Source organism: Amycolatopsis sp. NPDC004772 (assembly GCF_053601215.1).
This window is the reverse complement of the sequence record NZ_JBSGBK010000009.1, coordinates 35828-50000: the sequence shown is the minus strand read 5'-3', so window position 1 is coordinate 50000 and position 14173 is coordinate 35828. Positions and strand designations below refer to the sequence as shown.

Annotated in this window: 14 protein-coding genes; 8 read left to right on the top strand and 6 right to left on the bottom strand. The window is 73.3% G+C overall.

Annotated features, from left to right (window positions below):
- Positions 1 to 6 precede the first annotated feature (6 nt).
- Both ACWEF6_RS08205 and ACWEF6_RS08200 read left to right on the top strand, forming a co-directional pair.
- Complete coding sequence (locus ACWEF6_RS08205; RefSeq protein WP_449682243.1) at positions 7 to 1872, top strand: FG-GAP-like repeat-containing protein; 1866 nt, start codon at positions 7 to 9, stop codon at positions 1870 to 1872.
- A 59-nt stretch (positions 1873 to 1931) separates the two neighbouring features.
- Complete coding sequence (locus tag ACWEF6_RS08200) at positions 1932 to 2375, top strand: YdeI/OmpD-associated family protein (protein ID WP_449682242.1); 444 nt, start codon at positions 1932 to 1934, stop codon at positions 2373 to 2375.
- Here ACWEF6_RS08200 and ACWEF6_RS08195 read toward each other — a convergent pair whose 3' ends face one another.
- Positions 2376 to 3782: a class I adenylate-forming enzyme family protein gene (locus tag ACWEF6_RS08195; RefSeq protein WP_449682241.1), complete on the bottom strand. Its 1407-nt coding sequence runs from the start codon at positions 3780 to 3782 to the stop codon at positions 2376 to 2378. It abuts the gene before it with no gap.
- Positions 3783 to 3813: 31 nt separating this feature from the next.
- Positions 3814 to 4803: a hypothetical protein gene (locus ACWEF6_RS08190; RefSeq protein ID WP_449682240.1), complete on the bottom strand. Its 990-nt coding sequence runs from the start codon at positions 4801 to 4803 to the stop codon at positions 3814 to 3816.
- Between the two features lie 217 nt (positions 4804 to 5020).
- On the opposite strand from ACWEF6_RS08190, the gene ACWEF6_RS08185 reads away from it, so the two are divergent.
- From ACWEF6_RS08185 to ACWEF6_RS08160, 6 genes are all read left to right on the top strand, one after another.
- Entirely contained in the window at positions 5021 to 5365 is a 345-nt protein-coding gene (locus tag ACWEF6_RS08185) for a WXG100 family type VII secretion target (protein WP_152603733.1), read from the top strand.
- A 17-nt stretch (positions 5366 to 5382) separates the two neighbouring features.
- A complete protein-coding gene (locus ACWEF6_RS08180; protein ID WP_003057455.1) occupies positions 5383 to 5685 on the top strand; it encodes a hypothetical protein in 303 nt (100 codons plus the stop codon).
- Between the two features lie 103 nt (positions 5686 to 5788).
- Positions 5789 to 6175, top strand: a complete 387-nt coding sequence (locus tag ACWEF6_RS08175) for a hypothetical protein (protein WP_086847144.1) — start codon at positions 5789 to 5791, stop codon at positions 6173 to 6175.
- Positions 6172 to 7467 (top strand): WXG100 family type VII secretion target, encoded by a 1296-nt coding sequence (locus ACWEF6_RS08170; protein WP_449682239.1) that lies wholly within the window; start codon positions 6172 to 6174, stop codon positions 7465 to 7467. The genes ACWEF6_RS08175 and ACWEF6_RS08170 overlap by 4 nt, the downstream gene beginning before the upstream one ends.
- Positions 7467 to 8735 carry an alpha/beta hydrolase gene (locus ACWEF6_RS08165; protein ID WP_449682238.1) on the top strand — a complete coding sequence of 423 codons (1269 nt, stop codon included), beginning with the start codon at positions 7467 to 7469 and terminating at the stop codon, positions 8733 to 8735. The genes ACWEF6_RS08170 and ACWEF6_RS08165 overlap by 1 nt, the downstream gene beginning before the upstream one ends.
- Positions 8732 to 9091, top strand: coding sequence for a hypothetical protein (locus ACWEF6_RS08160; RefSeq protein WP_449682237.1), 360 nt, complete (start codon positions 8732 to 8734; stop codon positions 9089 to 9091). The genes ACWEF6_RS08165 and ACWEF6_RS08160 overlap by 4 nt, the downstream gene beginning before the upstream one ends.
- A gap of 207 nt (positions 9092 to 9298) precedes the next feature.
- On the opposite strand, the gene ACWEF6_RS08155 is transcribed toward ACWEF6_RS08160, so the two are convergent.
- The 4 genes from ACWEF6_RS08155 to nadA form a co-directional block, all read right to left on the bottom strand.
- Entirely contained in the window at positions 9299 to 10435 is a 1137-nt protein-coding gene (locus ACWEF6_RS08155) for a S8 family serine peptidase (protein WP_449682343.1), read from the bottom strand.
- A gap of 87 nt (positions 10436 to 10522) precedes the next feature.
- Positions 10523 to 11416, bottom strand: a complete 894-nt coding sequence (gene nadC / locus ACWEF6_RS08150; RefSeq protein WP_449682236.1) for a carboxylating nicotinate-nucleotide diphosphorylase — start codon at positions 11414 to 11416, stop codon at positions 10523 to 10525.
- Positions 11413 to 13056: an L-aspartate oxidase gene (locus ACWEF6_RS08145; protein WP_449682235.1), complete on the bottom strand. Its 1644-nt coding sequence runs from the start codon at positions 13054 to 13056 to the stop codon at positions 11413 to 11415. The genes nadC and ACWEF6_RS08145 overlap by 4 nt, the downstream gene beginning before the upstream one ends.
- A complete protein-coding gene (nadA, locus tag ACWEF6_RS08140) occupies positions 13053 to 14063 on the bottom strand; it encodes a quinolinate synthase NadA (RefSeq protein ID WP_449682234.1) in 1011 nt (336 codons plus the stop codon). The genes ACWEF6_RS08145 and nadA overlap by 4 nt, the downstream gene beginning before the upstream one ends.
- Positions 14064 to 14173: the final 110 nt, after the last annotated feature.

Here is a 14173-nt window from a genome sequence, read left to right as displayed (position 1 = left end):
GACCCGATGAAGAGAGTGACAGCGGTTTCGGCCGCCCTGCTCGCCGCGACCGCGGCCGGCATCGTCCCCGCGGCCGCGGTTCCCGGCCCCGCGGCGATGAACCTCGGTTTCGCGGCCAAGCTCACCGCCGACGGCCGCGCCTGCAGCGGCGCGCTCGTCGAACCCACGCTCGTCCTCACCGCGGCGAGCTGCTTCCCCGAGAACCCGCCGGCGAAGCCCGTCAGCGTCACCGTCGGGACGCACACCGCGAAGGTGCTCACGGTGCTCCCGCGCACCGACCGCGACGTCGCGCTCGTCCGGCTCGACACCACGATCACCGACGTCCCGACGCTCAAGCTCGCCGCGACGGCCGGCGTGCCCGGTGCGTCGGAGGAGCTGTCGCTGGCCGGCTGGGGCCGGACGGACACCGAGTGGGTGCCGAACGAGGCGCACGTCGGCAAGTTCACCGTCTCGGCGTCCACCGCGACGACCCTGTCGCTGACCGGAGCCGCCGACGCCTGCAAGGGCGACGCCGGTGCGCCGGTCTTCCGCGCGGACGGCACCCTGGCCGGGGTGGCCGGGGCGTCCTGGCAGCACGGCTGCTTCGGCGAGACGGAAACCCGCCAGGGCACGACCGCCGCCCGCGCCGACGACCTGCGCGGCTGGATCCGTGGCCAGGCCATCATCGGCACGGCCAAGGCGGCCGGCCACGGCGTCACGCTGTCCTGGACCCCGCTCACCGCTTCCGACGACGTGACGTACTCGATCTACGCCAGCTCGAGCGGTCCCGTCGTGGTCAGCGCCGAACAGCTCGTCGGCACCACCAAGGCGAGCACGTTCCTCCACTCGGCCACGGCCCGCAAGACGTGGAACTACCTGGTCGTCGCGAACGGCGCCGCGAGCCCGCAGTTCACCGCCACCACCGGCCCCCGGTCCCTGACCGACTTCACCGGTGACGGCAAGGCCGACATCGCCACCTTCACCCGCGGCAGCGCCGGCGACGTCTTCGTGGCCGGCTCCGACGGGACGAAGTTCACCGGTACCAGCGCCCTCTGGCACGACCGGTTCTCGATCGGTGCGGAAATCCCGCTCTCCGGTGACTTCGACGGGGATGGCAAGGCCGACGTGGCCACCTTCGCCCGCGGCGCCGGGGCGGATGTGTACGTCGCTCTCTCCGACGGGACCAAGTTCAACGGCAACGGCGTGCTGTGGAACGAGTTCTTCGCCGCGAACGACGAGATCCCCGCGGTCGGGGACTTCAACGGCGACGGCAAGGACGACATCGCCACCTTCACCCGCGGAGACAGCGCGGATGTCTACGTCGCCCTCTCCGACGGGACGAAGTTCACCAGCAGTGCCCTGAAGTGGCACGACTACTTCGCCCCGCACGGCGAGACCCCGGTGATCGGCGACTTCGACGGCGACGGCAAGGACGACATCGCCACCTTCACCCGCGGCACCACCGGCGACGTGTACGTCGCCCTCTCCGACGGCACCAAGTTCGTCGGCAACGAGGTGAAGTGGCACGACGACTTCGCCTACAACGCCGAAGTTCCCGCGGTCGGCGACTTCAACGGGGACGGCAAGGACGACATCGTCGTCTTCGCCCGCGGAGAAGGTGCGGACGTGTACGTCGCCCTGTCCGACGGAACGAAGTTCACCGGCAGCGGCGTGAAGTGGCACGAGTTCTTCGCCTACGGCGACGAGATCCCCGCGGTCGGCGACTTCACCGGCGACGGCAAGGCCGACATCGCCACCTTCACCCGCGGGACCTCGGCCGACGTCTACGTCTCGGTGTCGACCGGGACGAAGTTCGGCACCAGCTCCGCCTGGCACGGCGACTTCGCCTTCACCAGCGAGGTGCCCGTCCCGCGGGCGATCGCCATCCTGTGAGCGGCGGACCGGGGGCCGGCCGTCCCGCCCGGGCGGCCGGCCCCCGGCATACTCGGGGCATGAAGTTCCGCACCCAGGTCCTGCTCGGCGGCAAGACCGCGACCGGCCTGCCGGTTCCCGCCGACGTCGTCGAGGCGCTCGGCGCCGGCAAGAAGCCCGCGGTCACCGTGACGCTCGGCGGCCACACGTACCGCACCACCGTCGCCGGCCGCGGCGGGCAGTTCCTGGTGCCGCTGAGCGCGGAGAACCGGACACAGGCCGGGGTCGCCGCCGGGGACGACGTCGAGGTCGAGATCGCCCTCGACACCGCGCCCCGCGAACTCGAGATCCCCGCCGATCTGGCGGCGGCGCTCGCCGCCGACGAGGCCGCCCGGACCCGGTTCGAGAGCCTGTCCTACAGCGCGAAGCAGCGGTTCGTGCTGCCGATCGGCCAGGCGAAGACCGAGGAGACCCGGCAGCGGCGGGTCGCCAAGGTCATCACGGACCTGCGCGCCGGGAAGTAGTCAGTCCACGACGGACGCCCGCAGCGCCGCCTTGTCCGGTTTGCCGGACGGCGCCACCGGAACTTTCCCCACGAAGCTGAACCGCGCCGGCACCGCCGCCTCCCCCAGCTCGGCCGCCACCGCCTTGCGCACCTCGTCCAGGTCCGGTGAGCGGCCCGGCGCCGGGACCACGAACGCGTGCGCCGCCTCGCCGGTCAGCGGGTCCGGGACCGCGACCACGTACGCCTGATCGACGTCCGGGCACGCCGCGATCGCCCGCTCGATCGGGCCGGTGTAGTGGATGATCGCGTTCACGATCACCACGTCCCGCGCGCGGCCGGACAGGTGCAGGTAGCCCTCGGCGTCCACGAACCCCAGGTCCTGCGTGCGCACCCAGCCGTCGCTCAGCACTTCGGCCGTGGTCACGTCGTCACGCCAGTACCCCGCGAAGGCCGACGGCGTCCGCACCCACACCTCGCCCTCCCGGACCGCGATTTCGACCGTGTCGCAGGCCTTCCCGACCGAACCGGCCCCCTCGTCCGCCCGGCAGATGGTCAGCATCCCGGTCTCGGTCTGGCCGTAGGCGTGGTGCATCGCGGGCCCGATCCGCTCGGCCGCCTCGGCGAGCGTGTGCGGCGGCACCGGCGACCCGGCCACGATCAGCCTCCGCAGCGCGCTCAGGTCGACGTCTTCGGTCCGCAGCACGTCCAGCATCCGGTGCAGCCGCGGCACGGTCGTCAGCGCCGCCGTGATGCCCAGCCGCGGCAGCACCCCCGGGAAGTCGGGCAGCGCCTCGGGGATCACCGCCGTACCGCCCGCGAACAGGCAGACGCCCAGCTGTTCGACCATTACCGCGCTGGAGAGGGATCCGAACAGCAGGTACCGGCCGAACCCCGTCCCCAGCCGCTCGTGCGCCGAGCCCGGCACCGGCGGCTGCCACACGCGGCCTTCGGTCAGGGCGCGGTAGCTGTAGGCCACCCCCTTCGGGACGCCGGTGCTGCCGCTGGTGAACACGACCGTCGCGATGTCGTCCGGCCGCCCCTGCGGCACCGGCTCGACGGGGGACGTCCGCAGCAGCGACGCCACCGGCAGCATCGGAACCCCGGCTTCCCACGGCTCGTCGGCGACCACCGCGGCGAGGTCCCCGAGGATGTGCCGCAGCTGCGCCTCCGGCAGCCCGGCCCGCACGGCGACCGCGCGGGCGCCGAGGACGTGCACCGCGACCAGGGCCGCGAACCCCTCCGCGGTGACGGCGGTGGCCAGCCCGACGCCGTCGCCCGGGCCGAGCCCGGCGGCCCGCAGGCCCGCGGTGAACCGGCCGATCAGGTCCCGCAGCTCGCCCCGGGTGGTCACCCGCGGTCCGTGGTCGAACGCGGGGACCTCCGGAGCGCGCTCCAGCTCGTCCAGCAGTGCCTGCGGGTGGACCATCGCGAACCGCCTCTCGCCCGGGTGTCCCGGTCTACCGGGCGGATCTCAGAATTTCGGCAGAGACGACCGCTTCCCGCGGGAGCGACCGCAGCGACAGCGTGCCCGCGACGGCGACCGCCGCGATCAGGCCGGTGGCCGCGGCGAGCGTCCAGAAGTCCGGGTGCACGATCGACTGGCCGCGCTCGGCCTGCCAGGTGAGCAGCCCGAGCAGGCCCAGGTAGCCCGCGCCCGCGGTCCGGACCAGCCGGCGGCGGACGACGTCGGATTCGAGCACCCGGTACCGGCGGGCCAGCAGGAGCAGCCCGAACGCGGCCAGCGGCAGCACCTGCAGCGCGTGGATGCCGATGAAGTGCGGGATCCGCAGGTCCCCGCCGACCGTGCTCCAGCCGACCACCGGCAGCCCGGGGCCGCCGTCGTCGACGCCGACCGAGTGCGCGCCGAACGTCGAGTACTCGCCGGTCGCCTCGAGCGTCGCCTGCTGCGCCGGCGTCGGCGAGAACATCAGCGTCGCGACGTACATCCCGGCCACGGCCAGGCCGGCGCCCCAGCGCAGGGCCGAGCGCAGCGCGCGGTCCGGGATGCGCTGGAACAGCAGCAGGACGGCGACGGCGGCGGTCATCGACCACGCCGTGTAGGCGCCACCCGCGACGACGTTGTTGATCGCGGCGTCCACCGGCGTGGACTGGTTGAAGTGCAGCGTCCGGCCGCGGACGATGATCTGCCACACCAGCAGCACGAAGTCGAGGCCGATGCCGACGGCGAACAGCGTGCCGAACCACCAGCCGGTCCGGCGGGCGCGGCGCACGTGCGTCAGCAGCCAGGCCAGCGTCAGCGCGTACAGCCCGATCGACACGGAGAACTTGAAGGGCTTGAGCCAGATCGGCGCGTTGACCAGCGTGCGATCATCGAAGAGGAGCCCGAGCAGCGAGACCGCGCACAGCACCCCCATCGCCCCGGCGAGCACCACCAGCGGGCGGTGCCACGAGCGGAGCGTGACCAGCGGATTTCCCTTGTCTGCCATGGTCTCGAGCGTGCCGCCGGAGCGGCGGGGAAACACTGGAGCGCACCACCGGACCGGGGTGGGGCGCGCCCTACCCCCACTCGCGTGGGTAATAGTGCCGTCACCGCGACCGGCAGTTGTGCCGTTTGACCACACTGGCCTCTTTTCTAGCGTGACTTTCACACCGCGCGGACCACCGCGCCAGGGGTATTCGCTTCAGGAAGGAGGTGGCCCGTCGATGTCCAGTCCGGGATTCCAGGCAGATTCCGCTGCCATGACGCGCGCCGTCCAGGGTTTCGAGGAAACCGCGACGAACGCCAAGTCCACGATGGCCAGCTTGGAGTCCGAGCTGACCGAGGCGCTGCGCAACTACAAGGGTGACCAGGCCGTGGCCTTCTGGGACCTCCAGCGCCGGCTGCAGGAAAAGATGTCCGCCGCGGTGAAGGAGCTCGACACGATGTCGCAGCTCGTGCACACCAGCCACGCGAACTACGGCCGCGGCGACGCCGACGTCCACCAGAGCTTCCAGGGGGTCGGCAACACCCTCGAGGGCTCGGGCGTGCTCCCCCGCCTCAACCCCTGACCGAGAGGACGCCCACCATGGCCGACGTCGTCGAAATCAACTTCGCCGCGCTGCAGCACAGCTCGGCATCCCTGGCCGCCAAGGCCAAGGCGCTCACCTCGCAGCTGGAGCAGCTGCACCAGAACCTGCAGCCGATCACCGCGACCTGGTACGCCTCCGGCAGCTCCGCCGGTGACGCCGCCCGCCAGGCGGAGACCCGCCTGCGCCAGGCCACCGCGGACATCGTCGCGATCATCGCGCAGTTCGGCGGGAAGGTCGGCGAGGCGCACGACCTCCAGCAGTCGCTGGAAAACCGCAACCAGGGACTGTTCGCGGGCTGACCCGCGCCCCAGACGTCGGTCGACCGGTGCGGGAAACCCCCCGCTCGCACCGGCCGACCGGCTTTCCCCATGTCAGCCCCATCGCGCCAGAGAGCCGGGACCGATGCCAGACCAGTCGTACTACGTCCACCTGGAATCGCTGAAGGACTTCGTGCGGGAGCTGGAGACCCAGATCCACGCGATGTCGAAACCGAACGACTTCCTGCTGACCCTCGGCGAGGAACCGCTGCTGTTCGGCGAGTTCGGCGAGGCGGGGTCGCTGGCCGACGCCCACCGCGCCGCCGTCTCGGAGATGCAGGGCCTGCTCGACCAGGTCCGCAGCGCGATCGGGTTCGCCCAGGACGTCACCACCACGGTCGCCGACGGGTACCAGCACGCCGACCAGTCGGTCGCCGGGGACCTGCACGCCTCGGGTGCCGTCACCGGCCTGCTCGACCCGGTCCTGGGCCTGCTGGGCGGCGGAGACACGGACGGGAGCCGCAAGGGATGACGAACACCGCGCACACGAACTTCGCCGCGTACAGCCACCAGCAGCTGTACGCGATGCTGCAGGCCGGCGACCCCAACAGCGCGCGGCACGCCGCCGACAAGTGGAAGTCCGCCGCGCTGCACCTGCACGAGCAGGCCCACAACCTCGACGCCGAGCTCACCGAGTTCAAGGACCAGTGGACCGGTGGCGCGGCCGACCAGTACCAGCGGATGATCATCGACCTCGCGAACGGCATCTCGAAGGTGGCGCAGACCGCGGAGGCGATGAACGTGACGCTCGGGGACGCCGCCGACGCCCTGGTCAAGGCCAAGAAGGAGATGCCGCCGCCGGTTTCGGTGCCGGACGTCGCCCCGGCCGACGTCGCGCTCGCGGTGAACCCGCCGCTGCTGCCGCCGGACGCCTCCCCCGCGGTCGTGCAGGCCGCGGCGCAGCAGCGTCAGCAGGCCATCGCCAACGTCGAAGCGCAGCAGGCCGCCGCGAACGCCGCGGGCTCGGCGCACGGCCGGGCGATCGTCGTGATGACCCAGCTCGCCGGCGAGTACACCGTCGCGGAGGAGTCGATCCCGGCGTCGCCGAACGCCGTCCAGACGCCGCCCACGCCGCCGGCCGGCGGGGGTGCGGGCAGCGCCGGTTCGCCGGGGCTCGTCGGCAACGGCATGACCGGCGGCGGCGTCGTCGTGACCCCCACCGACGGGCACCCGCTGCCCGGTGGCGGGACAACGACCCAGCCGGGGACGACCGTGCCGACGTCGAACCCGCTGTTCGGCGACATGTTCACCGCCGGGCTCGCGGCGGCTTCGGCGGCCGCGTTCGGCCGGTTCGGCTCGATCATGCCGAAGGTGCCGTCGTGGGCGAGCGGCAAGGACCCCAAGGACGGCAAGGAAGAGCCGCCGGGCACGAAGCTCGGCGGGGGCGGCGCCGGCGTCGAAGGCGGTGCCGGGGGCGGCATCCCGATCGGCGGCGGGGACGCGCCTTCGCTCGGCGGCGGCGGCGTCCCGGTCGGCGGCGGGCTCACCGGTCCCGGCGAAGTCCCGGCGGCGCACTCCGGCCTGGCCGGCGACGGCGGCGCGGGCAACGCGCTGAGCGGCCTGGCGGGTGGCGCGGCCGGGGCCGCGGCGGCGTCGGCGGCCAAGGGCGCGATGCCGATGATGCCCATGATGCCGATGGGCATGGGCGGCGGCGGGGACATGGGCTCCGGGCGCCGGATCCCGGCGTGGCTGGTGGAGACGGAGAACGTCTGGGGCCAGTCCGCCCCGGTCGCGCCGCCGGTCATCGGCGAAGACAGCGTCTGATGACGGCGGCGGGCTACCGCGTCGCCCCGGCGCGCCTCGACACCGAGGCGGGCGAGTCCGGCTCGCGCGCGGACGCGTTGGGTACGGCGCAGCAGGCGGTGGCGGGCGAGAAGCTGCCCGCCGCCGCGTTCGGCCAGGTCAGCGAGTCGGCGTCCGCGGCCAAGACGTTCGAGAAGACCATGACCGAACTGGGCGCGAAGCTCGAATCGAGCGTGTCCCGGCTTCGGACGATCCAAAGTGGACTCACGGCGTGTGCCGCCGGCTACCGGCGCACCGACGCGCAGATCGCGGCGATGTACCGGGCGCTCATGCCCGAAGATCCGTTGCCTCGCGCGGGAAATCCCGCCGGCATCGGCGGCTCGGCGGACACCGGGACGTGGGCGCACGCGATCGCGGGCAACCGCGTCAAGGTCGCCGATGCGCTGACGGCCGAACGTGCGCGGCTGGCCACGTTGACCGACGACGGGGACATCGCGCGGTCGCAGGCGCGGGTCAACCTGTACGAAGACATCCTGGCGAACAACCGGCAGATCCTCCGGTTCGATCCCTCGGGCAACGGCCGGATCGCCGAGCTCGTCGGGCACATCGAGCCGGGGACGCGCAATGTCGGGCTGTTCGTGCCCGGCGTCAACACGCAGATGGCGAACTTCGACGCCTACGCCGGCCTCGGCCGCAGCCTGGTGGCCGCGGACCCGTCCGGGCGCACGGCGGTCGTCGTCTGGGCCGACGGGGTGTTCCCGCAGGGCCCGGTGGCGCAGGGGCCGGACGCGGCGTACGCCCAGGCGATGGCGCCGGACCTGAAGGGTTTCGCCGACGACCTGCGCGGCGAGATCGCGAGCCACGCGGGTTCCGGCGTCACGCTGACCGCGATCGGGCACAGCTACGGCGGGGCGACGGTCGGGCTGGCCGAGACGCACGGCCTCGACGTCGACCGCGTCCTGCACGTCGAGTCGGCGGGCATGGGCCACGGCGTGTGGTCGCCGGCCGACCTGCCGGCGAGCCAGGCGGGCGTCCAGCGGTTCTCGATGACGGCTCCGCTCGACCCGATCGTGGTGGCGCAGGGCAACGCGTGGGGCCTGGAGTGGACCGGCATCGGCCACGGCGCGGACCCCGACGTCTTCCCGGGCGTGACGGAGCTGCCGACCGGCAACGACGCGTCCGGTGCGGCACTCTGGGGCGTGTCCTCCCACAACGACGTGCTGAAGCCGGGTTCCGATTCGTGGACGAACATGTACCGCGTGCTCACCGCGGGCGGTGACGTCCGATGACGCCCGAACTGACCCGCCTGGCGGCCGAGCTGACATCGGTGATCGACAACGTCGCGGCAGCCTTCGGCGGCCCCGCGGACCCGACGCTCTCGGGCGAACTCGACTGCGACCCCACCAGCCCGGGTCACCTCCTGTGCTGGCAGTACGGCGTCCGCGTCGACCACCCGGCCGCCCCGGAAACCACCCTCCCGGCACTCCTCCCGACGTTGCGCCGCAACGGCTGGCAATCCCACGACCGCAGCACCCCCCGAGAGCAGATCACCCGCTTCACCCGCAACGGCGCCGACTTCACCATCCACATCGCCGGCACGGTGACGATCATCGGCTCCACCCGCCCAGTCCCCGCCCACCCCTGAACCGACCCTCCAATCACGCGAGTTCCGCCTCCAATCACGCGAATTCCGCCTCCAATCACGCGAGCTCCGGCTCCAATCACGCGAGCTCCGGCTCCAATCACGCGAGCTCCGGCCGGGATCACCCCGGCCGACCGGCCAAGCCCGTGATCCGAGGGGCGACCCGCGTGACTGAGCACGTAAACCGCGTGATCAGAGACGTAACTCGAGCTACGGGGTGAAGCGGGTGGGGCGCCAGCCTCGGCGGCGGGCCCGGCGGACCGCCGCCACCGTCACGCCGGCGGCCGCGGCCAAGGCGACCCCGGCCAGGGCGATCGTGCCCGCCGGGACGTCGGAGCGGCGGGGGGCGGGGGCCGCGGCGGGGACCACCATCGGCGAGGAAGCGGACGGGAGCACCGAGCCCGGCGGTGGGACGTCGGCCGGCAGGGTCGAGGACACCGCCGCGTAGGCGTCCATGACTCCCCAGCCCAGCCGCGGGTCGTGGCCGCCGGACGGCGGCCGGTGGGCCGTCAGCGTCAGCCGGGTCACGACCTGGTCGCCCGACAGCGCCGGGTGGTAGGCCCGCACCAGGGCCGCGACCCCGGCGACGTACGCCGCCGCGAGGCCCGGGTCGGTCACCGGCCAGCGGTGCGCCACCGCGCCGCCCGCGCCCGCCGACGTGCTCACCAGCTCCGCGCCCGGCGCCGCGACGCCGACGTAGTCCCCCGCTTCCGTCTGCACCGGCTCCCCCGCCGGGTTCACCGAGCCGACCGCCAGCACCCCCGACGTCGCCGTCGGGTACGTCCGCGCGCCCTGCTGGGTCGCCGAAGCCGCCGAGACGACCACCGCTCCTTCCGCCCGCGCCCGCGCGACCGCCCCCGACAACGCCGGACTGTCGACCGCCGCGGGCACCGCGACCAGGATCACGCTCGCGCGCCGGTCCACGGCCCGGTCGATCGCGTCGGCCAGCTCGGCCGGGTCACCGCCGTCGCCGGTGGTGTAGCGGATCGGCAGCAGCCGCACGCCGGGGGCGACCCCCGCGAACGTCGTCGCCGGATCGGGCTGGGCGCCGACGATCCCGGCCGCGATCGTGCCGCGGCCGTCGCAGTCCGTGCGCTCGGTGCCGGGGCCGCCCTCGAGCTGGCCGGGCGCGAACTGCGTGTTCTGCCCGTCGACGCCGGTGCCGATCACGGCCACCAGCTGGCCGTCGCCGCGCGTCAGCGGCCACAGCCGCGCCGGGTCGACCAGGCGCTGGCCCCACGGGACGTCACCGGCGTAGGTGCCGGACGGGTTCGCGCACCCCTGCGCCGAGGCGGCCGGCGCACCGAAGACGCCCGACGCCGCCACAAGGCCCGCCACCGCAAGCACCGCCGGTAACCGCACCCGCACCCCCGAACCGAAAGACGGTGGCGGAAAAGGGATTCCGCCACCGCCAGTCTAGCCCGGATGACCGCCTCAGCGAAGGTCCATGCCGAGATCCAGTGCCGGCGAGGAATGGGTCAGCCCGCCCACCGACAGATAGTCCACACCGGACAGTGCGTAGGCCTTACCACGGTCAAGGGTCAGTCCACCAGAGGATTCCAGCCGCGTCTTCGGCGAGACTTCGTCGCGGCGCACGACCGCCCGGCGGCACTCCTCCGGCGTGAAGTTGTCCAGCAGCACCTCGTCCGCCCCGGCGGTCAGCGCTTCCTCCAGCTGCGCGAGCGTGTCGACCTCGACCTCGCAGGCCAGTTCCGGTGCGTGCGCCCGGGCCGCGGCCAGCGCCGCCGTCACCGAGCCCGCGGCGACGACGTGGTTGTCCTTGATCAGCACCGCATCGCCGAGGCCCAGCCGGTGGTTGACCCCGCCGCCGCAGCGGACGGCGTACTTCTGCAGCAGCCGCAGCCCCGGCAACGTCTTGCGGGAGTCCCGGATCGCACACCCGGTACCGTCCACTTCGGACACCCAGGCGGCGGTCGCGGTGGCGACGCCGGAGAGGTGGCACAGCAGGTTCAGCGCCGTGCGCTCGGCGGTGAGCAGCCCGCGCACCGGGCCGGCCAGCACCAGCGCGGGCTCCCCGGCGACCAGCTTGTCACCGTCCTCACGCCGGGCCAGCACCTCGTACCCGTCGCCCAGGACCATGTCGAACACGGCGAGCGCGACCGGCAGCCCGGCCACGACGCCGTCGACGCGCGGGGTCAGCTCGGCGACCGCGGTCGCGTCGGCCGGCACCGTCGACGCCGTCGTCGCGTCCGGCCCGTACCGCAGGTCTTCGCCCAGCGCCGTGGAAACCACGCGCTCGACGTCGTCGACGTCGAGCCCCGCCGCCGCGATCAGGCGGCGGACGGGTTCGGAGATCGGGAACGTCATGCCACACCTTCCAGGGGGATGGGGTCGGCCAGCACGGGCTGGCCCGACGGGCTGAGCCGGATGAGCTGGCTGCGTCGCCGGCCGTCGTCGCGCGCCGGGAAGTCGGTGCGCACGTGACAGCCCCGCGACTCGGTGCGCCGGACGGCCGCGGCGAGCAACGCCTGCGCCACCACGGTCAGCGCCGCGTCCTCGACCGCCGCGTGCGTCCACAACGGAGTGTCCGAAAGCGACAGATCGAGCACCGAACCGGCGGCCGCCAAGCCGTCGGCGTCCCGGCCGATCGCCGCGTACCGGCTCATCACGCGCTGCAGCGAATCGCGGTCCGCGGCCGGCGCGGTCGTCCACGAGGGCAGCCGCCCCCGCGAAGGATCGGCCAGCAGCCCGGCCGCGAGGTCCGCCGCGACGGCCTCGGCGACCCGCTGCCCGACGACCAGGCCTTCGAGCAAGCTGTTGGACGCCAACCGGTTCGCACCGTGCAGCCCGGTCCGCGCGACCTCGCCCGCCGCGTAGAGCCCGGCCACCGACGAGCGGCCGTCCACAGTGGTCACGACGCCGCCGCAGGAGAAGTGCGCCGCCGGGGTGACCGGGATCGGGTCCACGGCCGGGTCGAGGCCCAGCGCCGCGCACGCCGCGAACACGGTCGGGAACCGCTGCGCGAACCCCGCGACGCCGGTCGCGTCGAGGAAGACGTGGTCGTCGACGCCGCCGGGCGCGGTCCCCATCCGCCGGGTGATCGCCCCCGAGACGACGTCCCGCGGCGCGAGGTCGCCGAGCGGGTGCACGCCCCGCATCACCGGCAGCCCGGCGCCGTCGACCAGCGTCGCGCCCTCGCCGCGCACGGCCTCGGTGACCAGCGGGCAGCGGCCGCGCGCACCCGGGGTGTAGAGCACCGTCGGGTGGAACTGCACGAACTCGATGTCCGCCACGGTCGCGCCGGCCCGCAGCGCCAGGGCGAGCCCGTCGCCGGTGGCGATCTCCGGGTTCGACGTCGCCTGGTAGAGCTGCCCGAGCCCGCCGCTGGCCACGAGCACGGCCGAAGCGCGGACGACGCCGGGCACGCCGTGGCGGTCGAGCACCGTGACGCCGGCGACCCGGCCGCCGGGGGTGCGCAGCGCGTCGACGGCGATGTGGTGCTCCAGCACCGGCACCCCGACCTGCCCGGCCTGCGCGACCAACGCGCGTTCGACTTCGGCGCCGGTCGCGTCGCCGCCCGCGTGGATCACGCGGAACGCGCTGTGCCCGCCTTCGCGGCCCCGCGCGAGCAGCCCGGAGGCGGCGACGTCGAATTGCGCGCCGTCCGCCCGCAGCCGGGCGACCGCGGCCGGGCCGCCGTCGATGATCGAGCGCACCGCCGGCTCGTCGCACAGGCCGGCGCCCGCGGTCAGCGTGTCCTCGGCGTGCTTGGCGGCCGAGTCGTCGAGGTCGTGCTGGTCTTCCAGGACGACGGCGACGCCGCCCTGGGCCCAGCGCGTGTTGCCGTCCGCGACGGCGGCCTTGGTGATCACCAGGACGTGCAGCCCGAGAGCCTGCGCCCGCAGCGCCGCGGTCAGCCCCGCGACACCGCTGCCGATCACGACCAGGTCGGCGCGAGCCTCCCAAACCGGGGTTTTCGCCCGTGGGTCATTAACCGGCGTGGTCATTCGCCGCCGCCGGGCTGCCCGATCTCGATCATCCGCTGCACCGAAGCGCGAGCCTTGGCGGCGGTTTCGAGGTCGACGTGCACCTCGTCGAGGCCGTCACGCAGGCAGCGCAGCAGCGCGGCGGGCGTGATCATCTTCATGTACCGGCAGGACGCGCGGTCGTTCACCGCGCGGAAGTCGATGTCCGGCGCGGCCTTGCGGAGCTGGTGGATCATGCCGATCTCGGTGGCCACCAGGACGGTCTTGGCCTTGGTGTCGCGGGCCTCGTGGACCATGTCGCCGGTGGAGAGGATCTTGACCCGGTCCGGCGCCACGGCCCCCTCGCCGGCCAGGTAGAGCGCCGAGGTCGCGCAGCCGCACTCGGGGTGGATGAACAGGTCGGCATCCGGCTCCTCGGCCGCCCGCTCGGCCAGCTCGGCGCCGTTGATGCCGGCATGGACGTGGCACTCGCCGGCCCAGACGTGCATGTTCTCCCGGCCGGTGACGCGCTTGACGTGGGCGCCCAGGAACTGGTCCGGCAGGAAGAGAACTTCCTGGTCAGCGGGGATGGAGGCGACGACGTCGACCGCGTTCGAGGACGTGCAGCAGATGTCGGTCTCGGCCTTGACCTCGGCCGTGGTGTTGACGTAGGAGACGACCACCGCGCCCGGGTGTTCGGCCTTCCAGGCCCGCAGCTCGGCGCCGGTGATGGAGTCGGCCAGCGAGCAGCCGGCCCGCGCGTCCGGGATCAGGACGGTCTTTTCCGGCGAGAGGATCTTCGCGGTCTCGGCCATGAAGTGCACGCCGCAGAAGACGATGGTGGAGGCGTCGCTGCTCGCCGCGATGCGGCTGAGGGCGAGGGAGTCGCCGGTGTGGTCGGCGATGTCCTGGATCTCCGGGACCTGGTAGTTGTGCGCGAGCAGGACCGCGTCGCGCTGCTTCGCCAGGCGCCGCACCTCCTCCGCCCAGGCCGCGTTCGCCTCGACCCCGCCGTAGGGGGTGAGGTCCTGTTCGAGCGTCGAAGTCATGGTTGGCCCTCCTGGACCTGTCTCCGGTTTTCGCCTTACAATCGAAAACCGTGCGAAGTCATCTTAACACCCAGGCCCCCCTGGCCCACGAGGTTTTGGGCGCGGTCCTT